Origin of the sequence: Acinetobacter sp. NCu2D-2 (assembly GCF_001647675.1) — a bacterium.
In the GTDB taxonomy this organism is placed as follows: Bacteria; Pseudomonadota; Gammaproteobacteria; order Pseudomonadales; family Moraxellaceae; genus Acinetobacter.
The window spans coordinates 2,205,852-2,226,763 of sequence record NZ_CP015594.1; the positions used below are offsets into that span (position 1 = coordinate 2,205,852).

At 42.0% G+C, this 20,912-nt stretch carries 19 protein-coding genes; 8 read left to right on the forward strand and 11 right to left on the reverse strand.

Annotation, left to right across the window (positions count from 1 at the left end; translation table 11 throughout):
* The first annotated feature begins 33 nt into the window (after positions 1–33).
* Both recG and A3K93_RS10615 read left to right on the forward strand, forming a co-directional pair.
* Positions 34–2,079: an ATP-dependent DNA helicase RecG gene (gene recG / locus A3K93_RS10610; RefSeq protein WP_067731200.1), complete on the forward strand. Its 2,046-nt coding sequence runs from the start codon at positions 34–36 to the stop codon at positions 2,077–2,079.
* Positions 2,066–2,701: a ComF family protein gene (locus A3K93_RS10615; RefSeq protein ID WP_067731201.1), complete on the forward strand. Its 636-nt coding sequence runs from the start codon at positions 2,066–2,068 to the stop codon at positions 2,699–2,701. The genes recG and A3K93_RS10615 overlap by 14 nt, the downstream gene beginning before the upstream one ends.
* A 1-nt stretch (position 2,702) precedes the next feature.
* On the opposite strand, the gene A3K93_RS10620 is transcribed toward A3K93_RS10615, so the two are convergent.
* The gene (locus A3K93_RS10620; protein WP_067731202.1) at positions 2,703–3,104 is read right to left on the reverse strand and encodes an NUDIX hydrolase; all 402 of its coding nucleotides are present in this window, start codon (positions 3,102–3,104) and stop codon (positions 2,703–2,705) included.
* A gap of 25 nt (positions 3,105–3,129) precedes the next feature.
* Entirely contained in the window at positions 3,130–3,720 is a 591-nt protein-coding gene (locus A3K93_RS10625; protein WP_067731203.1) for a TIGR00730 family Rossman fold protein, read from the reverse strand.
* A 153-nt stretch (positions 3,721–3,873) separates the two neighbouring features.
* On the opposite strand from A3K93_RS10625, the gene A3K93_RS10630 reads away from it, so the two are divergent.
* Positions 3,874–4,887, forward strand: a complete 1,014-nt coding sequence (locus tag A3K93_RS10630; RefSeq protein ID WP_067731204.1) for a CorA family divalent cation transporter — start codon at positions 3,874–3,876, stop codon at positions 4,885–4,887.
* A gap of 129 nt (positions 4,888–5,016) precedes the next feature.
* On the opposite strand, the gene A3K93_RS10635 is transcribed toward A3K93_RS10630, so the two are convergent.
* The 8 genes from A3K93_RS10635 to dxs all read right to left on the reverse strand — a co-directional run bounded on the left by A3K93_RS10635 (position 5,017) and on the right by dxs (position 13,806).
* Entirely contained in the window at positions 5,017–5,304 is a 288-nt protein-coding gene (locus A3K93_RS10635) for an STAS domain-containing protein (protein WP_067731205.1), read from the reverse strand.
* A 15-nt stretch (positions 5,305–5,319) separates the two neighbouring features.
* The gene (locus A3K93_RS10640) at positions 5,320–5,946 is read right to left on the reverse strand and encodes an MlaC/ttg2D family ABC transporter substrate-binding protein (RefSeq protein WP_067731728.1); all 627 of its coding nucleotides are present in this window, start codon (positions 5,944–5,946) and stop codon (positions 5,320–5,322) included.
* A 17-nt stretch (positions 5,947–5,963) separates the two neighbouring features.
* Positions 5,964–6,635, reverse strand: coding sequence for an outer membrane lipid asymmetry maintenance protein MlaD (gene mlaD, locus A3K93_RS10645; RefSeq protein WP_067731206.1), 672 nt, complete (start codon positions 6,633–6,635; stop codon positions 5,964–5,966).
* Entirely contained in the window at positions 6,635–7,414 is a 780-nt protein-coding gene (mlaE, locus tag A3K93_RS10650) for a lipid asymmetry maintenance ABC transporter permease subunit MlaE (protein WP_067731207.1), read from the reverse strand. Before mlaE ends, mlaD begins: the two co-directional genes overlap by 1 nt.
* Positions 7,411–8,229, reverse strand: a complete 819-nt coding sequence (locus tag A3K93_RS10655) for an ABC transporter ATP-binding protein (RefSeq protein ID WP_067731208.1) — start codon at positions 8,227–8,229, stop codon at positions 7,411–7,413. The genes mlaE and A3K93_RS10655 overlap by 4 nt, the downstream gene beginning before the upstream one ends.
* A 391-nt stretch (positions 8,230–8,620) precedes the next feature.
* Positions 8,621–10,420, reverse strand: coding sequence for a DEAD/DEAH box helicase (locus A3K93_RS10660; protein WP_067731209.1), 1,800 nt, complete (start codon positions 10,418–10,420; stop codon positions 8,621–8,623).
* Between the two features lie 530 nt (positions 10,421–10,950).
* Entirely contained in the window at positions 10,951–11,781 is an 831-nt protein-coding gene (locus tag A3K93_RS10665; protein WP_067731210.1) for an inositol monophosphatase family protein, read from the reverse strand.
* A 120-nt stretch (positions 11,782–11,901) separates the two neighbouring features.
* On the reverse strand, positions 11,902–13,806 hold the full coding sequence (gene dxs, locus A3K93_RS10670; RefSeq protein ID WP_067731211.1) for a 1-deoxy-D-xylulose-5-phosphate synthase: 1,905 nt from the start codon (positions 13,804–13,806) through the stop codon (positions 11,902–11,904).
* A gap of 308 nt (positions 13,807–14,114) precedes the next feature.
* On the opposite strand from dxs, the gene ribA reads away from it, so the two are divergent.
* On the forward strand, positions 14,115–14,717 hold the full coding sequence (ribA, locus tag A3K93_RS10675; RefSeq protein ID WP_067731212.1) for a GTP cyclohydrolase II: 603 nt from the start codon (positions 14,115–14,117) through the stop codon (positions 14,715–14,717).
* Between the two features lie 153 nt (positions 14,718–14,870).
* Here ribA and hemN read toward each other — a convergent pair whose 3' ends face one another.
* Positions 14,871–16,244 carry an oxygen-independent coproporphyrinogen III oxidase gene (gene hemN / locus A3K93_RS10680; protein ID WP_067731213.1) on the reverse strand — a complete coding sequence of 458 codons (1,374 nt, stop codon included), beginning with the start codon at positions 16,242–16,244 and terminating at the stop codon, positions 14,871–14,873.
* A gap of 227 nt (positions 16,245–16,471) precedes the next feature.
* On the opposite strand from hemN, the gene hemF reads away from it, so the two are divergent.
* The 4 genes from hemF (at position 16,472) to A3K93_RS10700 (ending at position 20,865) form a co-directional block, all read left to right on the forward strand.
* Positions 16,472–17,416: an oxygen-dependent coproporphyrinogen oxidase gene (gene hemF, locus A3K93_RS10685; protein ID WP_067731214.1), complete on the forward strand. Its 945-nt coding sequence runs from the start codon at positions 16,472–16,474 to the stop codon at positions 17,414–17,416.
* Between the two features lie 161 nt (positions 17,417–17,577).
* Entirely contained in the window at positions 17,578–17,784 is a 207-nt protein-coding gene (locus tag A3K93_RS10690; RefSeq protein WP_067731215.1) for a hypothetical protein, read from the forward strand.
* A 91-nt stretch (positions 17,785–17,875) separates the two neighbouring features.
* Positions 17,876–18,664 carry a shikimate dehydrogenase gene (aroE, locus tag A3K93_RS10695; protein WP_067731216.1) on the forward strand — a complete coding sequence of 263 codons (789 nt, stop codon included), beginning with the start codon at positions 17,876–17,878 and terminating at the stop codon, positions 18,662–18,664.
* A 377-nt stretch (positions 18,665–19,041) separates the two neighbouring features.
* Complete coding sequence (locus A3K93_RS10700; RefSeq protein WP_067731217.1) at positions 19,042–20,865, forward strand: acyl-CoA dehydrogenase C-terminal domain-containing protein; 1,824 nt, start codon at positions 19,042–19,044, stop codon at positions 20,863–20,865.
* Positions 20,866–20,912: the final 47 nt, after the last annotated feature.

Consider the following 20,912-nt stretch of genomic DNA (forward strand, 5'->3'; position numbering starts at 1 on the left):
TTACACCGAATCACGAACTTGAGTTGAGAGGAAATGGCTGCAGTACAACAGTTACAAGGCGTCGGCAATGCCGCTGCTGCTTTACTCGAAAAACTAAATATTTTTAATACGGACGATTTACTTTTTCATCTGCCGCGTGACTACGAAGACCGTAGCACGATCATTCCCATGAATCAATTGAACGTGGGTCGCAGCTATTTATTGGAAGGTATCGTCAAAGGTGTAGATTTTCCACCCGGTAAACGCAAGTCGATGGCGGTTTTGCTTGATGACGAGAGTGGCAAAGTCACCTTACGTTTTTATCATATTTATAAAGGCATTACCGATCGTTGCAAACTTGGTGCTCGCTTACGTGTCTTTGGCGAAGTCCGTGTCGGTGCGCGTGGTTTGGAAATGTATCATCCTGAACTGCAACTGATTACTGAGCATACACCACTCCCACAAACTGAACTCACCGCAATTTACCCTGCCACTGAAGGTTTAACGCAACCTAAACTACGTGAATTTATTAAACAGGCTTTGGCACAATACAGTGATGATCTTCCTGAGTTACTGCCGAAAAAATTCACCAATGGCTATGCCCTCAAGCAATCACTCGAATATATCCACCATCCGCCTGTGGATGCCAATATGTTGCAATTGGCTCAAGGTACTCATCCTGCTCAGCAGCGCTTGATTTTTGAAGAACTAGTTGCACATCAGATCAGCTTATTAACGCGCCGTGCTTATGTACAACAAATCGAAGCGCCCTCATTTTCACCCAGCAAAACTTTTGCTCAACGTTTGCTCGCTACACTTCCCTTTGAGATGACGGGTGCACAAAAACGAGTATCCAACGAAATTGCACAAGACCTGAAAGGCAATAAACCCATGCTTCGTCTAGTGCAGGGTGATGTCGGTGCAGGTAAAACACTGGTTGCAGGCGTTGCAGCGTGTCATGCACTTGAAGAAGGTTGGCAAGTGGCACTCATGGCACCCACTGAAATTTTGGCAGAACAACATTATTTAAATTTTAAAAAATGGCTTGAGCCACTCGGTCTTAATATTGCTTGGCTGTCAGGCAAGCAAAAAGGAAAAGCCCGTGCTGCCGCTGAACAAATGATTCGCGATGGTTCAGCACATATGGTGGTGGGTACGCATGCCCTATTCCAAGACAATATTGTGTTTGCCAAACTTGGACTCGTGATTATTGATGAACAGCATCGTTTTGGTGTCGATCAGCGTTTAGCACTACGCAATAAAGGTCTAAATGGCATGTCACCGCATCAACTGGTGATGACTGCAACCCCAATTCCACGCACACTGGCGATGTCGGCTTATGGGGATTTAGATACCTCTGTGATTGATGAACTTCCACCAGGTCGTACACCCATTCAGACTGTAACCATCCCGCTCGATCGACGTGCAGAAGTACTAGACCGTATTGCCACAAATTGTGCCGAAGGCAAACAAGCCTATTGGGTATGTACTTTGGTGGAGCAATCCGAAACTTTAGATGCACAAGCCGCTGAAGCAACCTTTGCTGAAATTCAGGAAAAATATCCGCATCTAAACATCGGCTTGGTGCATGGCAAAATGAAAGCAGATGAAAAACAAGCCGTGATGCAGCAATTTAAAAATAATGAGTTGCAATTACTCATTGCAACAACTGTCATTGAGGTCGGTGTCGATGTGCCTAATGCGTCTATCATGGTGATTGAAAATGCGGAACGCTTAGGACTGTCACAGCTGCATCAGTTACGTGGTCGTGTTGGACGTGGTGCAACAGCCAGCTTCTGTGCCCTACTATATAAGCATCCATTGTCGCAAAATGGACAAGAACGTCTGCGCATTATGCGTGAAACCAATGATGGCTTTATGATTGCTGAAAAAGATTTGGAAATCCGTGGTCCCGGTGAATTGCTTGGCACTAAACAAACAGGCGATATGAATTTTCGGGTCGCGAAACTCGAACGCGATGACCATTTGCTCAGTCAGGCGCATTACGTGGCACAGCAAATGTTAAAAGATTATCCAAAACAGGCAGAAGCACTTTTAAAACGTTGGCTTCCAGAGGCACCTCGATATGCCTATGTTTAATCTGCTGCAAACAGCGCAGACTTGGCTCAGACATTTACAGCCATGTCAGCTTTGCCATGCAGATTATCAAACACACTATGCACTCTGTCAGGACTGCTGGAACAGTTTGCCTTGGTCAAGAACAGTTATCCAACGACAAGCACTCGATATTCATATTGCCTGTGACTATGCCTATCCGATGGATCGACTCATTCAATTATTTAAATATGAACAAAAACTACATTTGCAGTCGATTTTGGCTGGGAGTTTACTGAGCTTAAGGTTACCCAAAGTCAGCGCGATCGTCCCCATGCCAATCTCAACAGAACGTATCATTGAGCGTGGTTATAATCAATCCTTAGTGTTAGCTAAGCATATAGCGAAGCACTTAAATGTTCCGGTGTGGCAACCAATTACACGTCGCGCACAACATTCACAAAAAGGTTTAAGCCGACTCGAGCGAATTGAAGATATTGATTCCCAATTTGAGATCAATAATCCATCTAAACTGTGTTATCGCCGTGTGCTGATTATTGATGATGTCGTGACTACAGGCAGTTCGATCCGCGCACTCAGCGATCAACTTAAACTACTTGGCTGCACGCATATACATGCAGCCTGTATCGCTGGTGCAAAAATCTGAATTAGGCTTGGGCTAATAGATATTCTTTGACCCAAGGCATGACAATTTCTGTGGTTAACGGCGCTAATCGTGTTTCAGTATCATCAAGATTAACCCATTTCATTTCAGCAATTTCTGCTTCAATATGTGGTGTATCATCTAAAGTTACATGATACAGATAACTCACCAACTGATGATCTGGCTCATTTGCCGTTTTAGTTTCAAATCGTCCAATAAAAGATTCAATTTGAGCATCGCAACAAATTTCTTCTTTAATCTCACGTAGCATGGCAAGTTCTGCTGCTTCATTTGGTTCAAGCTTTCCGCCCACCTGCATAAAACATGCTGTGCCTTTCTTACGCACCACCAATAGCTGATGGGCTTCATTTAAAATGACCGCAGCAGCAACTGTAATAACTTTCATGAATTTCTATCTTCTGTAAATGAGCTTATTTGACAAGATCTTGCTGATCAACCATCCCCCATTTTGCTTGAGGTGCTTGATACTGTTCAAATTGATCTAAAATAGATTCAAAGTCTGTATCTACAATCAATTTTTCAGCGAAACGTTCTTTGGTAAAACCTTGCTCAGTGGTATGTTGGATAAATTGAATCAATCCTGTATAGAAATTTTCTGCATTTAAAAATGCACAAGGTTTCTCATGAATCCCGAGCTGCGCCCAAGTCCACTGTTCGAAAATTTCTTCAAGCGTACCGACACCACCAGGAATCGCTACAAAGCCATCAGCCAATTCTGACATTTTGGTCTTACGCTCATGCATATTTTCAACCACATGCAACTCGGTTAAATGTGGATGTGCAAGCTCGTGATCCACCAACTGAGTTGGAATCACACCAATCACTTTACCGCCTGCCGCCAAAGCAGCATCAGCCACGATACCCATCAAACCTGAACGACCACCACCATAGACCAAGGTCATGTTACGGTTTGCCAGGCTTTGTCCAACTTTCTCTGCGATTGCAGCGTACACTGGGCTATTGCCCAATGCTGAACCACAAAAGATTGCGATAGAATTCATGAATATGCTCCATTACAGCCAAAGACTGAATAATCAGCTCTAAGTTTAGGCAATTTTTTAAAAAATTAACCGTTTAATCAGTGTTTTTATTTAAATCCTTGTCTAAAATACACCCATTCGGATTTACATACGGCGCAAGGGAGAAAAGACAACATGCTTGAAGCCTTTTACGCCACTGAGCGCGGTAGTCTAGAAGACGTTACCATTAACGGTGATTTCGATTTACATCAAGATCTGGTCTGGCTAGATTTAATTGCGCCTTCACAAGAAGAACAGCAATGGATTTTAGATGCTTATGATCAAAATCTCCCGACATTAAAATCTCTTGAAGACATTTCATCGAGCGCACGATTCTATCGTGACGATGATGGCATTCTACATATCAGTACGTATTTTTTAACAAAAAATAAAAATTATCAGGTCGATGATGAGACCGAAGACCAATCGAGTATTTTAGCCACGGTACAAACGGTTGCCTTTATTTTGCATAAAGATCGGTTATTCACTTTACGTGGTGAAAAACTCGTTGCTTTCCGTGCCTTTCGTGCCCGTGCGCGCCGTAATGATTATGAAATCGATTATAAAGATCCGACTTGGATTTTACTTGGCTTACTGGAAGCAAAACTCGATGAGCTTGCGGATATTCTTGAAGATGTTCATAAAGATTTAGAAAAATATTCAACTGAAGTTTTGAATAACCGTCATCGTGAACAAATTTTAGATTTAGATGACATGATTACCCGACTCGCTCAACTCGAAGATATGCTCGGGAAAGCACAGCTATGTTTAATCGATTTACGTCGCGTGTTGACCTTCTTGTCACGTCCACGTGCGTTGGGTAGTCATATTTATGATGCCGATATTCGAGAACTTAGTGAGGATGTTCGCTCATTGGTCGAACATGATGCCTTCTTGTTCCAAAAAGTGCGATTCTTGCTCGACACCACATCGGGATTCATTAACACAGAACAGAACGATACGATTCGTCGATTCTCGATTTTACCAAGTATGCTCGCGCCCCCCATGCTTGTAGCAAGCGTCTATGGTATGAATACCGAAGTGCTACCATTTGCGCATGGCACCACGAGTTTTGTGATTGTCAGTATTATTTTGCTCGCGTTCTTTATTGGTCCATTGATTTACTTTAGATGGAAAAAATGGATTTGATACTACATGTGTCCTTATCTCCCTCAGGGAGATAAGCAGCACTGCTGCGCTTTTAATCCCTCCTAACCTCCCTTTAATAAAGGGAGGAACTCAATGCAATAAAAAAAGCACCTTACGGTGCTTTTTTAATTAGATGATTTTTAGGTCATGCTCAAGATGACACGCTTGTATGATCTTCATCATCTTTTCAGGAACTGACTTAAATGCTAGGCCCTGAGCCTTAGGTGTTTGACGCAGCCAACGCACTAATACAGCCAATGCTACCGTACTACCACTGTCTAATTTTTCTAAGTTTACCGTAATGGGTGCACTAGAATATTTTTGGACATACTCAAGCCCTTTTAAATAATAAGCCTGCGCATTGTCATAGTCGATTTTGCCTGAAACATGCAATTCCTGATCTTTGAATTCAATCACATCTCACCTACAGTCTTATTTTTTATCAATATCAGCATCTGGTTTAAAGTTAGCAATGGCTTTATCAAGGTTGCCACCATTACGCTTCACTGTTGCTGCAAACTGATTACGGAACTGTAAGCCTAGATCAATACCTGAGACGTTAATGTTACGAATTTTCCATGTAGAACCTTTGTCGACTAACTGGAACGAAACTGGAATTTTTTCGCCTTTGTTATTGAAATCGATTGTCACTACAGGGTTCTTACTGGTGCTCGCTTTATAAGGACGCATGGTATAGGTTTGATTAGTAAACTTAGCGAATGCTGATCCGTAGTTTTCGATCAAAGTTTCACGGAAGTTCTTTTCAAACTGAGCACGTTGTGCCGCACTACTGTATTGATTGGTCGCATAAGTCCCCATCACAATACGGGTAAACGATTGGGAATCGATATATGGGTCTAAGTTCTGACGAACAATTGAACGTGTTAAAGCTGGATTATTTTGCAATTTTGCATGATCTGCTTTTAAACGTGCAATCAGATTATCAGCCACTTTTTTAACAAAAGCAGGTGGAGTTTCAGTTGGCGCAGCAAATACGCTTCCAGCAACAAAAGTCGATAGAATGCTCGCAGCAAGTGTTTGTTTAACTAATGTTTTCACTAAAATCTCCTCAATCATTACTCAACAAATGACGGTTCTGCATCTGTTGTTTCAGTCGCTTCATCACCCGATGCATCAGCTGATTTATCTTTTTCACCCGCACCACCTGTGACGAACTTAGTGACTAAGTCTTCAATTTCCATGGTGCCTTGGGTATTTGCGATTTGCTCACCACGTTTTAGGTAATTCAAACCACCGCCCGGAACAATTTTCAAATACTTCTCACCGAGCAAACCATTCGTCGCTACAGATATATAAGCATCTTCATCCAAGTTTGTGATGGATTTCATGTTTTCTAAGAGTTGCTTTTCTTGCTGTTTTTGTAATTCAGGTGTTGCTTCCTGATATTCAGCGTTATAGCGTAGCTCTTCAAGTGCTTGTTGTTGCACTTGTTTTAACTGTTCGGCATTGAAACTTGTTAATGAGCCGTCCATTGTCATATGCACAGTCGCTAAACGTGTGACAGGATCAAGAGTAATCGAATCAACTTGACCGACTTTTACACCGCTCATTGCAACTTTAGCGCGTGGCTTAATGCCATTAATATTTTCAAATACCGCGGTCATTTGATAACTGTCTTTCATATTGGTTCCGACTAATCCACTGACGCGCATTGCCAAGAAGAAAATCGCAATCCCAAATAAAATGACAAAAATACCGACTGCTAGCTCACTAGTACGTGATTTCATTAAACACCTCCGAACATGACCGCAGTCAACACGAAATCAAAACCTAAAACACAAAGCGATGAATACACCACAGTTCTCGTGGTCGATGTAGCAATCCCTTCAGATGTCGGTACACAAGCATAACCTTGATACACCGCAATCCATGTACAAATCAGGGCAAACACTAAACTTTTAATTAATGTGCCATTAAAGACATCTTTTAGAAATTGCACGCTGCTTTGCATGCCACTCCAATATGCCCCTTCATCTGCACCCAAGAAGTCAACACCAACTAACTTACCGCCCATAATGCCAACCGCTGCAAAGATCACTGCAAGCATAGGCAGACTGAAAATCCCCGCCCATAAACGTGGTGAAATCACACGTTTTAACGGATCAACCCCAATCATTTCCATGCTCGACAATTGTTCGGTGGCTTTCATCAAACCAATTTCGGCAGTTAAAGCAGAGCCTGCTCGGCCGGCAAATAACAGTGCCGCTACCACAGGTGCAAGCTCACGTAATAATGTCAGTGCAACTGCTGTACCGAGCATCGACTCACTACCAAAGGTCGATAAAATGCTAAACATTTGCAGACCAAGTACAGCACCGATAAACAGTCCTGACACCACAATAATCAGCAATGACATTACACCTACACGATACATTTGGTAGATGAATAATTTAAAACCCAGCCATGTCGGCATAGAAAAAAGAATCTGTAGCAACATTAAGGTTGCTGTACCAATTCCTTGTACACGTTCAATGACGCGTCTACCTAATAAGGCAATACCATTCATGAACGTACCTCATCACTTAAATAAGCTTGATGGCTAAACTGATAATCCACTGGTCCTTCAACAGAACCTGTTAAGAACTGTTGTACAAATGCGGAAGGATGAGATTTTAATTGTTCAGGTGTGCCCTCACCTTGTACCTTACCTTCCGCCACAACATAAATGTAATCGGCAATCGATAAGGTTTCAGCCACATCATGCGACACGATAATCGTGGTAAGGTCTAATGCCTCACGAAGAGAGCGAATTAAACGAGTTAAGACACCCATGACAATTGGGTCTTGGCCTGCAAAAGGCTCGTCATACATAATCAGTTCAGGGTCAAGCGCAATTGCTCGTGCTAATGCAACACGTCGATTCATACCGCCTGAAAGCTCTGAAGGCATCATGTGCTCAGCACCACGCAAGCCAACTGATTCAAGCTTCAGTGCCACAATTTCTGCAATTAAATGCTCAGGTAGTTTGGTATGCGCACGAATTGGAAAAGCGACATTTTCATATACCGACATATCGGTAAATAATGCACCACTTTGAAAAAGCATCCCCATACGAGCACGTGAAGCGAACAATTCACTACGAGACATCTTGGCAATATCTTGACCATCAAGCAAAACCTGACCTGCATCTGGCGTCAGCTGTCCGCCAATTAAACGAAGCAATGTAGTTTTACCCGTTCCAGATGGTCCCATAATCGCGGTGATTTGCCCTCGACGAATGTTCAAACTGACATTGTCGTAAATCACACGATCGCCTCGTTTAAAGCTCAAATTTTTGACTTCAATCAAAGACTGCGCATCAAACGTTGTTTGATTTTTCATAGCTGAGCTTATTCCTGCATTTTTTCAGCATGCGTAATATAAAGGATTGAAAATTAAATTGTTAGCAATGAATCAGCAATCCTCGTAAAGATAAGTAATTTGCTGAATGGTAAATTCTTATAGATTGGGCGCAAAGATAACACAAGAAATAGGATAATTTATGAACTAATTCAAAAAATTATATAAATAAAAGATGATATTGCACAGCAACAATGTCAGAGCAAGATAAGGCATAAAAAACCCCAAAAATATTATATTGAGCACAGCAGCTCATATTGTTGTTATTAGCATAAACTATTTTTTTGTTGATTTAGTATACATTTTATTTCAAAAAGTAAAAACATCACGCAAAAAAAGACCAGCTTAACGCTGGTCTTTTTCTTTCATTCAATTAGTCGTTAAATTTACGACGTGGACGGTCTTCACCGCCGAATGAACGTTCGCCACGAGGTTTATCATCGAAGCTACGACGTGGACGATCACCGAAATCACGTTTTGGACGATCATCACCAAATGAACGCTGTGGACGGTCACCGAATGAACGTTGTGGACGGTCGCCAAAGTCACGTTTTGGACGATCAAAACCGCCTTCACGTGGTTTGTAGTCTACGCGGTTACCACGGTTGTCATCGTTAGAACGAGGACGATCACCGAAATCACGTTTTGGACGATCATCGAAAGAACGTTGTGGACGGTCACCGAAGCCACCTTCACGGCGTGGACGATCGTTGTTAAATTCGCGACGCGGACGATCTTCATTGAAGTCACGACGTGGACGATCACCGAAACCGCCTTCACGACGTGGACGATCATTGTTAAATTCGCGACGTGGACGATCTTCGCCACCGAAACGCTCACCACGTGGTTTGTCATCGAAGTTACGACGTGGACGATCATCACCGCCTTCACGACGTTTGAAGTTACCTTCACCTTCGAAGCGACGACCACCGCCGAAGCCACCACGACCGCCATCACGACGACCACGACCACGACCTGCACCATCACGGCTACCACGCGCTGGAGGTGGAGATGGCTCAAGACCTTCAATTTCAGACACGTTCAAACGTGCTTCAAGGAAGTCTTCTAGCGCACGGATTTTACCGCGTTCACGGTACGTCGCTAAAGTAATTGCTTTACCCGTACGACCAGCACGACCTGTACGACCGATACGGTGTACATAATCTTCGTTCTTCATAGGAAGACCGAAGTTAATTACGTGAGAAATCGTTGGTACGTCAAGACCACGTGCTGCAACGTCAGTTGCAACTAAGATTTTTGCACGACCTTCACGGATGCTGCGTAGACGACGGTTACGTACAGTTTGTGGCATAGCACCGTGAAGTGCTACAACAGATAAACCAGCTTCAGCAAGTTCTTCAGCCAACATGTCTGTATCTTCTTGAGTAGAAGCAAACACAACTGCTTGATCAACGTCTTCTTCGTTCAACCAGTGAGTTAAAAGTTTTTTCTTATGTTCAAAACCGTCAGTCCAATGCAAAGTCTGAGTAATATCAGTATTTGTAGAGTGACCAGTTTCAATCGAAATACGCATTGGATCATTCATCATGCGTTCTGCAAGTGTAATGATACGTGGTGCGAATGTCGCAGAGAACATCAATGTTTGTTTACGATTTGCAGCTAAGTCACCGATTGCTTCTAGGTCTTCAGAGAAACCAAGATCAAGCATACGGTCTGCTTCGTCGACGATTAATGCATCAACATTGTCAAGTTTGATTTGACGACGGTTTACTAAGTCAAGTAGACGACCTGGAGTCGCTACAACCACTTGTGCACCTTTTAATTGTTGAATTTGTTTACCGAAAGGCATACCACCCATGATTGCAGCAATACGAACACCTTTCATGTGACGTACAAATGCAATCGCGTCTTGACATACTTGTTGTGCCAATTCACGAGTCGGTGAAATCACCAAAATGTTCGGTTGTGTAATCGCTTTCATACGTTCTTTAAACGGAACGAATGTATCTTGATTTGCTAACGCGTTTAACGTTGGAAGTAAGAATGCTGCAGTTTTACCAGAACCTGTTTGGCTTGATACAAGAAGGTCTTTACCTTCAAGTGCTGCTGGAATCGCCTGTTCTTGTACAGGTGTTGGGGTAGTAAAACCTAAACCTTCGAGAGCCTGCTTTAGAGAGTCATCAAGGGGAAAATCAGCAAAAGTTTTGCTCATAGAGTCTTTCACCCGAAAAATGGGTGCTCCATCAAAAATAAAGTCAAATGAACATCGACAAAAAGCGGTACAGCAATAAACACTGAAAAGAGATTATTCAGCGGCGATCCGAGTAACGACGATGTGATATAACGCACGCATGATTACGGCATAACCTGAAGGAATCGCTTTAGCGATTGGGGCGCGAGATATCGTCCTCTCTATGGACCGCACGCGCATACACAATGATAAGAAGAGAAATGTTCAGGTGACGAACAGAAATTAAGTGCGTGGGCGGATTATAGCAGGATTTTTAATAATGTCATTAAGTTTTATTGTTATTTTCGTCATAGATAATTTAAATGATAATTTTTAATCACTTATACAAATTTTAATGTGTAAATTATTGTACAGATGGTCAATTTTTCATTTTAAAAGCTGTTTTCAAGCATTAAATAAGTTCTATTTTTTAATTGATGATTCTTATATTCATAAAAAAGGCATCCCCAAGGATGCCTTTTTTGATTTAGACGAATGTCATCTAAACTCGATTATTTTGCTGCTTCACCCCAAGCAGGAACAACCGCTTGCATTAAAGGTTTAAGCATTTTCATTGAACAAGCCAAGACTTGACCATTTTCCATAGATTCGCTACCACCACGCGCATCTACAACTGTACCGCCTGCTTCTTTCACAATGAGTTCGCCTGCTGCGATATCCCAAGGTTTAAGACCAAGTTCGAAGTAACCATCTAAACGACCAGCAGCCACATAAGCAAGGTCAAGTGCAGCAGAACCAGAACGACGGTATTGAGCACCCGCTTCAGTCACGTTTAAAAGTGATTCGAAATGATTTTTTGCATACGACACGACTTCGCCACCGCGTTTAGCGCGGTAAGCATGACCAACGGCCATGAACGTATTTTGTAAGCTGTCTTTGACATTTACGCGAATACGGCGTTGATTCAACATCGCACCACGACCACGACTTGCAGAGAATAGCTCATCTTTCACAGGGTCATAAATAACACCGTGTTGAGTTACACCTTTATGTTGTACAGCGATAGAGATACAGAAATGCGGGAAACCATTGATGAAGTTTAAAGTACCGTCAAGTGGGTCAATAATCCAACACCAATCAGCGTCGTGACCTTTACCTTCTTGTAAACCAAACTCTTCACCAAGGAAGCTGTGATTTTTATAGCTTTTACGTAGCGTATCGATAGTCAATTGTTCCAAGTAACGGTCTACACGCGTTACAGGACCATCAATTCCTTTTTCTTCGACTTGTAAATCGAGTTTATGACGATTTTGATGCGCTTTTAAAAGCTCTTGACCAACTAATTGAGCCGCACGCGCAGCCATCACCACCATAGGTTCCATTGAACACCCATTACAAATTTGAAGATATTGATAAAGAATAATGCATAAAAGCCCTTACATTTTAGCAAATATAAGGGCTTTTAGGGGAAAAAATGTTTCTAAAATTTATACACGGTGTAATCAAACATTCTGTGCAAGCGCAGACCATGCCTGATTAATTGATTTTTCAATACCTTGCGCATCGAGACCAGACTGTTGCAACATTTGTGCATGAGTCGCCTGTGCCATGAAGTGATCGGCCAAACCAAGGTTTAAGATTGGTTTGATGATCTGTGCTTGTGCTAAATATTCATTGACCGCACTGCCCGCGCCTGCCATTACCGCATGCTCTTCAACAGTCACAAACAATTGTGTATTAGTCGCAATTGTATCAAGCATTTGAGTATCAAGTGGTTTAATGAAACGCATATTGATCACACGGATCGCCACCTCGTGCTGCGCTGCAAAACGTTCAACGGCTTGAACTGCAGCCTGAACACGACTACCAAAAGCTAATACTGAAATGTAATCATCAAATTGTTCATTCAAGGTCGCCACAATTTCAGATTGACCAATTGGAATTTCTGTCATGTCCTGTTGAATTTCGACACCTAGGCCATTACCGCGTGGGTAACGGACTGCCGCAGGACCATTATATAAATAAGCCGTATGCAGCATTTGACGACATTCATTTTCGTCTTTTGGTGCCATCAACACTAAATTTGGAATAGTCCGCATATAGGCATAGTCATAGGCCCCTGCATGAGTTGGGCCATCCTCTCCGACTAAACCTGCGCGGTCGATACCAAAGGTAACATCCAAATTTTGTAAAGCAACATCATGAACCAATTGGTCATAACCGCGTTGCAAGAAAGTCGAATAAATTGCAACAACAGGTTTTAAACCTTCACAGGCCATACCTGCAGCCAAAGTCACCGCATGCTGTTCCGCAATCGCCACATCAAAGAAGCGCTCAGGATAGTCTTTGGCAAATTTTACCATGCCTGAGCCTTCGCACATCGCAGGAGTAATTGCCAATAAACGTTGATCTTGCGCTGCTTCATCACAGAGCCATTGACCAAATACATCTGAATATTTCGGTGCAGCAGTTGAAGATGTTGCTGTATTTAATTTGCTAATGGCGTGGTATTTGATTTGATCTGCTTCTGCAGGCGCAAAACCTTTACCCTTCTTGGTATAGATATGGATTAAACGTGGACCTTTACGTTTTTTCATTGCATTGAACACATGCACAAGTCCTTGCACATCATGTCCGTCAAATGGTCCAAAGTAGTCAAAGCCAATGGCTTTAAATAAATTATCTGCTGCATCCGTTGCTGCGCTATGCAAACGTGAGTTGTAGCTCCACTCAGGATACGGCTTTACAAATGCTTCACCATCATCGGAAATATCAACCGATTCCCCACGCTCCCAAATGGCAGCCAAATGCTTGGCAAAACCACCGGTACTGCATGAGATCGACATATCGTTATCATTGAGTATGACCATCATGTCCGCGTTATGCGCCACAGCATCATTCATGGCTTCAAACGCCATACCTGCAGTCATCGCACCATCACCAATAATCGCCACAACTTCACGAGCAATGTCTTGATAACGTGTTGCCAACGCCATACCTAGGCCTGCAGAAATCGCAGTGGATGAATGCCCTACCCCAAAAGTATCGAATTCTGATTCTTCACGTGATGGAAATGCGGCTAGACCATCTTTTGCGCGAATTGTGGTGAGCTGTTCACGGCGACCCGTTAATGCTTTATGCGGATAAGCTTGATGACCCACATCCCAGATCAAACGATCATTGGGTGTGTTAAAACAATAGTGCAATGCGACGCTCAGTTCGATTACACCTAAGTTTGCGCCAAAGTGTCCACCACTTTGACCTGCAGCATACAAAATAAACTGACGTAACTCATCTGCCACTTGCTCTAACTGGCTTTGCTCAAGTGCCCGCAATTGCTGAGGATGATCAATTGTATCCAGCAATGGGGTAACAGGGCGTTGAGTTGGTATTTCTGTATACAGCATAAATGGCAAAGCCTTCTAAAGCCTGGCAAATCCTAAGCTAGGTAAATGGGGAGTACCCGATCATATAGTTGAATTGTAGCAGCTTCAATTCAGTAACGCTCAAGGCGATGTAATGTTAAACAATCGTTTTATCGGGCTAAAAAAATTGCAGGCTACGATTATCCTGAATAACATTACTAATTATCAACTATTATCGTGTGCTTTATACAAAAAAGAAAATGTTCTCCATAAATTCCTATATGCAATCCTACTAATGTTTAATCATTACGCTATACTTTGAGCAATTTCAGGATTTAACAGGTTTAGTTGTGCCGATCGAATTTGTTGCGACTTCAAGATTACCTACCGCACATGGTGAATTTAAAATTTCAGTGTTTCAAGATCCTCAAACAGGTGAAGAACATGTGGCTTTATCTAAAGGTTTAGAAGAAGCATCTGATGAGCCAGTAGTGGTACGTATTCATTCTGAATGTTTAACGGGTGATGCTTTTGCCTCACTCAAATGCGACTGTGGTCCACAGCTACAAGCCACTCAAAAACTAATTAATGAAATTGGTCGTGGTGTGATTTTATATTTGCGCCAAGAAGGTCGCGGGATTGGTCTGACCAATAAAATTCGTGCCTATGCCTTGCAAGATCAAGGGCATGATACGGTTGATGCCAACCTCATGCTCAACCTCCCCGCCGATGCACGTAAGTATGATATGTGTAGCATTATGCTAGATCATTTAAATGTTAAAGCAGTGCGCTTAGTCACCAACAATCCACTGAAGATTCAAGCATTAAAAGATCAAGGCATTAATGTGGTCGGTCGTGTGCCATTAACTGTGGGCTTAAACCCGTTTAATGAGCAATATTTAAAAACCAAACATGACCGTATGTCACATATGTATCAAAAGGAAGATTTTTGATTAAAGCTTTCCTACCCTCCTCTTAAGAATCCCTCCAAACCTCCCTTTAAAAAAGGGAGGCTTCCCATTTTAGCTTAAGAAGGGCGTTCCCCCTCCTTTTCAAAGAAATGGCAATCCCTCCTTTCCTAAAGGAGGGTTGGGGTGGATTACCAATTAAATCGTCATCGAAAAAATCCGATTCTCAGGCTTGTTGCGCTTCAGTCTTAAATCAAAGGCCATACAAATATTACGAACGAAAGGCTTGCCCGCTTCTAAAATTGTGACCGATGCGTCTTCAATTTGAATCAAACCATCTTGCTGCATTTCTGCTAATTGTGCCAAAACAGACTTAATCTCGGGAAATTGCATGTCGGGATTGACCCATGAGGTTTGGAAGCTACACATCAAATTTAAAATATGTTTACGGATGATCAAATCTTCCTGATTCAAGATATGCCCTTTAAAGACGGGAATCTGATTTTGCTCGAGCAAGGCATAGTATTCATCTAAAGTTTTCACGTTTTGCGCAAAGCTGTACCAACTGTCACTAATCGATGAAATCCCGAGACCAATCATCACTTGCGTTTTTGATGCGGTATAGCCCATAAAGTTCCGATGCAAACTTCCTGCTTTAAAGGACTGATACATGCTGTCTTTTGCGAGAGCAAAATGATCCATACCAATTTCATGATAGCCATGCTGTAGCAGTTTCTTTTTGCCCTTTTCATAACATTGACGTTTGATGTCATCTTTCGGGACATCTGCATCTTTAAAACCGCGTTGACCATTGCCTTTAATCCATGGCACATGCGCATAGCTATACAAAGCCAAACGATCCGGCATTAAGGTATTGGTTTGATCAATTGTATTTAAAACATCTTCTAAACTTTGAAATGGCAGGCCAAAGACTAAATCATGTGAAATAGAGGTATAGCCAATCTCACGCGCCCACTCAGTGACGTTTTTGACATTTTCATAGGGTTGAATACGGTGAATGGCTTTCTGCACAGTTTCGTTATAGTCCTGCACGCCATAACTGACACGTCGAAATCCGACATCATAGAGCGCCTGCAAATGTTCACGTGTGGTGTTGTTGGGATGTCCCTCAAAACTAAACTCATGCTCATCTGCAACTTCAGCTTTAGCCAATATTCCCTTAATCAACTGTGTTAAATGTTCAGGACTAAAAAATGTCGGGGTTCCCCCACCCAAATGAATTTCTTTAATACGTGGTTTATCGACCAACAGATCACAATAGAGCTGCCATTCTTTTAGCACCGCCTGAATATAAGGTTGTTCCATTTCATGCTTTTTGGTCACACGTTTATGACAACCGCAAAAGGTACATAAGCTTTCACAAAAAGGCAGATGAATATAAAGACTGATCCCTTCACTTACATTCGACTCATCAAAGGAAGTTTTCAGTGTGTGTTGCCACTCTTTCAGTGAAAAATGCTCATTTTCCCAATACGGCACGGTTGGATAACTGGTATAGCGCGGCCCTGGCACATTATATTTTTGAATCAATGAATTGACAGATCCCGACATAATCAGCGCACCTTAAAAAAGAAAAAATGACATCGCAATTGCTGCGTATTCCTGCATTGTGATCAGCCACAAATAACATTTCAACCTAGCAGATTGGTCGGAATTCAGTGGCATGACACAAGGTATTCTCTATTTTCCCAATAAGCTTGATTGAGAAATACACCTTAATTTTTTATGTAATTTATGCTTTGATGTGACATATTTTATTTTCCTCTATGAGGACTGTTATGCAGCATCCAAACTCAGCGGATATTCAACGTGTTCGCGATTATCTCACCGATCTTCAAGCACGCATTTGTGCAGCACTCGAACAACAAGAACAACTCGGTGGTGGACAGGCACAATTTGAGATTGATGAATGGCAACGACCTGAAGGTGGGGGTGGTCGCTCACGTGTCCTTGAAAATGGCACCGTGATTGAAAAAGGCGGTGTGATGTTCTCACACATCGATATTTCAAAACTACCTGCGTCTGCAACTGCACGCCATCCGCAAATTGCTGGCGCCAAAGCACAAGCGATGGGTGTCTCCCTGGTGATTCATCCAAAGAACCCAAACGTGCCAACATCACACGCCAACGTGCGTTTATTTGTGGCGGAAAAAGAAGGTCAAGACCCAATTTGGTGGTTTGGAGGTGGCTTTGATTTAACGCCATTTTATCCAAATGACGAAGACGTGCTGTCTTGGCATCAAACAGCACATGATTTATGTGCACCGTTTGGCGAACAGATTTATGCAGAACATAAAAAATGGTGTGATGATTATTTCTATTTAAAGCATCGTGATGAACAGCGTGGTGTGGGTGGTTTATTCTTTGATGATTTAAACCAATGGGACTTCGAAACGTGCTTTCAATATATGCAAGCCGTAGGGAATGGTTACTTAGAGGCAATTCTCCCGATCTTTAAGCGCAATCAAGACAAGCCGTATAGCGATGAACAGCGTGAGTTCCAACTTTACCGTCGTGGTCGTTATGTTGAATATAACTTGGTATATGACCGAGGTACATTATTTGGTTTACAAACGGGTGGTCGGATTGAATCAATCTTAGTCAGTCTGCCGCCATTGACCGGATGGCGTTATCGCCCTGAATGGGAAGAAGGTTCTGCTGAAAAACGATTAACCGACTATTATCTAAAACCACACGATTGGTTAACTGAACTTAAAAAATAATCCTAAAAAAAGCCTCACTTTGTGAGGTTTTTTTAAATAAAAAAGACTTCTCGATTTTTTTGCTGCATACTGTTTTTAGAAATAGATGTCAGATTTTTTAATCATGCACGTAGTGAACGAAATCGCTCTATTCATTACCTGTACTGAACAAGGATTAAGACATGAATCAACAAAAAATTAGCAGTCGTCCAATTTTATTTTGGACCTTGGCCATTGCCCTACTTAGCTCAATTAGCACAGTCATCTTTAGTGAAACGATCTTAAACGACAGTCTTGGTACACTCATGATTGTGATGAGTTCTATCGGCTTAGTCATCTATGGCTCACTTCGCCTTTTAGAAGGTATTTATAATATCTGTAACCCATAGAATATTTGAGCTTTTCATTTTATTGTAGGCTTTAGCCGATCTATATTTTGCCGTATAGTATTGCCAAAATTTCAACACTCGGATCTCGGCTATGAGTAAACAATTCGCAGTTATTGGCAATCCCATTGAGCAATCACGCTCCCCTGAACTTCATCATGCGTTCGCAGCCAAAACTGGAATTGATTTAACCTATAGCAAGCGCCTTGCCCCACTTGATGGTTTTGATGCGAGTGTCGAAGATTTCTTCTCTCATGGCGGCATTGGTATGAATGTCACTGTGCCATTTAAAGAACAAGCCTTTGCGAAATGCCAAGTCTTGACTGAACGTGCTCAGATTGCCAAAGCAGTCAATACGCTGTGGGTGGAAGATGGTGTATTGCATGGTGACAACACCGATGGACAAGGTTTGGTCGATGCCATTCATGCACTCGACTGGTCATTAAACAATACAGATATTTTGATCATTGGTGCAGGCGGTGCAACACGCGGCGTCATTTATCCATTGGTACAAGCAGGTGCAAAAAAAATTGTGATTGCCAATCGCACTTTAGCGCGTGCTGAACAGTTGGTTGCAGATCTACGCGATGCTGTTCCACAAGCGGAACTTGCAGCGATTTCACTGAATGATCTCGCGGGTGAATTTGATTTAGTGATTAATGCGACGTCTGCAAGTTTAAGTGGCGATGTACTGGTTTTACCAGAAAGCTTACAGTTTACACATGCCTACGAAATGGCCTATGGCAAACCATCGAGTTTTATTGATCAAGCCCAAGCACGCAATATTCCGACATCTGAGGGCTATGGCATGCTTGTGGGTCAAGCGATTGAGTCCTTTAGAATTTGGAATGGCGTTAAACCAAACCTAAAAGATTTTCTCTAAGATTTAAGACAGTGAATTTTAAAAGCCGCATAATGCGGCTTTTGTTTCTTTGAATGACACTTAAAATATCCTATTGGTTTTTTTGACGTAAAATTTTATACCGATAAAATTCGACATCTGTTTATTATTCACACAAAATTTAACTTGTATAAAATTCATCTTTAACGCTAAATAATGATCACAACGATACTTTTATAATTTTAATTTGGGTTTGATGGAATTCTTTTCACATTGTTTTTGCGAATACTAATAAAACTTTCAATTCGCCTTTCTGACATTTTAAATGGCTCACCTTATCAATGTTTTTTACAGCGCAATGTGAATAATCAAAGAATCGATACAGATAATCCAATACTATTTTAATCAGGATTAAACGCATGCCAGCTTATAAAGCCCCTTTACATGACATTCGCTTCTTAATGAACGAAGTGCTTGATTACCCTGCTCACTATCAAAAACTGTCAAATGGTGAAAATGCTGATCCAGATACAGTAGATATGATTTTAGAAGGTGCGGCAGATTTCTGTGAAAATGTTCTCTCACCTTTAAATCAAAGTGGTGATGAAGAAGGCTGTCATTTTAAAGACGGCGAAGTCACTACACCGAAAGGCTTTAAAGAAGCATACGACCAGTTCGTACAAGGTGGTTGGCAAGGTTTATCTTATCCTGAAGAATTTGGTGGTCAGAATCTGCCTCAATCATTGAACCTTGTTAAGTCTGAAATGATGGGTACGGCTAACTGGTCATTCCAAATGTATCCTGGTTTGAGTGTTGGCTGTATCAACACCATCATTCAATTCGGTTCAGATGAGCAAAAGAATCTTTATCTTCCTCATCTCGTTGCAGGTACATGGTCAGGTACGATGTGTTTGACTGAACCACAATGTGGTACTGACTTGGGTCAGGTCAAAACCAAAGCTGAACCGAATGCAGATGGTACCTACTCAATTTCTGGTACAAAAATCTTCATCTCTGCAGGTGAACATGATTTAACTGAAAATATCATCCATATCGTGCTTGCACGTCTTCCAGATGCGCCAGTAGGTACACGTGGTATTTCACTCTTCATCGTACCTAAGTTTATTGCCAATACAGATGGCAGCATCGGTGAACGTAACCCTGTAAATTGTGGTTCAATCGAGCACAAAATGGGGATCCGTGCCTCTGCGACAGCAGTATTAAACTTTGATAATGCTGTTGGTTACCTCATTGGTGAAAAACATAAAGGTTTACACGCAATGTTTACCTTTATGAACACAGCGCGTATTGGTACAGCAATTCAAGGTATCTGTCATGCAGAATTGGCATTCCAAGGTGCATTGCCTTATGCCAAAGAACGTATGTCGATGCGTGCGCTTTCAGGTAAAAAAGACCCTGAAAAAGTGGCTGATGCCATCATTCACCATGCTGACGTACGTCGTATGTTATTGACACAAAAAGCCATCGCTGAAGGTGGTCGCTCAATGATTTATTATGCCGCGCAAATCGCAGATAAAATGACGGATGCCCTACTTCGTGGTGATACCGCAGAGTTTGAACAGCACGATGATCATTTAGGCTTCTATACACCAATTCTAAAAGGCTTCTTGACTGAAATGGGTTATGAAGCAGCAAACCATGGTATGCAAGTGTATGGTGGTCATGGCTATATTAAAGAATGGGGTATGGAGCAAATCGTACGTGACTCACGTATCTCTACTCTTTACGAAGGAACAACTGGTGTACAAGCACTGGATTTGATCGGTCGTAAAGTTTTACTAACCTCTAAAGGTAAAGTGATTCGTGACTATACCGCTGAAATCTTGAAGTTCTGTGGTCAGCACGCACGTAACAAATACATGCGCCGTTTTGCATGGGACTTAACTAAGCTATGTGCACAGTGGAATGCTTTAACTGTACGTATTATGCTTGCTGCACGTAAAGACCGTGACATCGTGTCATCTGCTTCTGTTGATTTCTTGATGTTCTCAGGTTACGTGATGATGGCTTACTTCTGGGCTCAACAAGCAGCCGTTGCATCTGCAAAATTGGCATCAGGTGATGGTGCTGAAGTCCCTGAATTCTATAAAGCGAAAATCAAAACAGCGGACTTCTACTTCGAACGCATGTTGCCACGTGCACAAGGTCATGCTGAAGCAATGGTGAATCCATCTAAGACCATGACTTCTCTTGCTGCTGAACATTTTAGTTTTGACTATTAATTCAAAAAGTTAGCATTAAATAGAGAGCACTTCGGTGCTCTTTATTT

What these genes read in the sequence shown, in the direction of transcription:
- recG (WP_067731200.1), top strand. Translation starts at nt 34, where the DNA reads ATGGCTGCAGTACAACAGTTACAAGGCGTCGGCAATGCCGCTGCTGCT.
- A3K93_RS10615 (WP_067731201.1), top strand. Translation starts at nt 2,066, where the DNA reads ATGCCTATGTTTAATCTGCTGCAAACAGCGCAGACTTGGCTCAGACAT.
- A3K93_RS10620 (WP_067731202.1), bottom strand. Translation starts at nt 3,104, where the DNA reads ATGAAAGTTATTACAGTTGCTGCTGCGGTCATTTTAAATGAAGCCCAT.
- A3K93_RS10625 (WP_067731203.1), bottom strand. Translation starts at nt 3,720, where the DNA reads ATGAATTCTATCGCAATCTTTTGTGGTTCAGCATTGGGCAATAGCCCA.
- A3K93_RS10630 (WP_067731204.1), top strand. Translation starts at nt 3,874, where the DNA reads ATGCTTGAAGCCTTTTACGCCACTGAGCGCGGTAGTCTAGAAGACGTT.
- mlaD (WP_067731206.1), bottom strand. Translation starts at nt 6,635, where the DNA reads ATGAAATCACGTACTAGTGAGCTAGCAGTCGGTATTTTTGTCATTTTA.
- mlaE (WP_067731207.1), bottom strand. Translation starts at nt 7,414, where the DNA reads ATGAATGGTATTGCCTTATTAGGTAGACGCGTCATTGAACGTGTACAA.
- A3K93_RS10655 (WP_067731208.1), bottom strand. Translation starts at nt 8,229, where the DNA reads ATGAAAAATCAAACAACGTTTGATGCGCAGTCTTTGATTGAAGTCAAA.
- A3K93_RS10660 (WP_067731209.1), bottom strand. Translation starts at nt 10,420, where the DNA reads ATGAGCAAAACTTTTGCTGATTTTCCCCTTGATGACTCTCTAAAGCAG.
- A3K93_RS10665 (WP_067731210.1), bottom strand. Translation starts at nt 11,781, where the DNA reads ATGGAACCTATGGTGGTGATGGCTGCGCGTGCGGCTCAATTAGTTGGT.
- dxs (WP_067731211.1), bottom strand. Translation starts at nt 13,806, where the DNA reads ATGCTGTATACAGAAATACCAACTCAACGCCCTGTTACCCCATTGCTG.
- hemN (WP_067731213.1), bottom strand. Translation starts at nt 16,244, where the DNA reads ATGTCGGGATCTGTCAATTCATTGATTCAAAAATATAATGTGCCAGGG.
- hemF (WP_067731214.1), top strand. Translation starts at nt 16,472, where the DNA reads ATGCAGCATCCAAACTCAGCGGATATTCAACGTGTTCGCGATTATCTC.
- A3K93_RS10690 (WP_067731215.1), top strand. Translation starts at nt 17,578, where the DNA reads ATGAATCAACAAAAAATTAGCAGTCGTCCAATTTTATTTTGGACCTTG.
- aroE (WP_067731216.1), top strand. Translation starts at nt 17,876, where the DNA reads ATGAGTAAACAATTCGCAGTTATTGGCAATCCCATTGAGCAATCACGC.
- A3K93_RS10700 (WP_067731217.1), top strand. Translation starts at nt 19,042, where the DNA reads ATGCCAGCTTATAAAGCCCCTTTACATGACATTCGCTTCTTAATGAAC.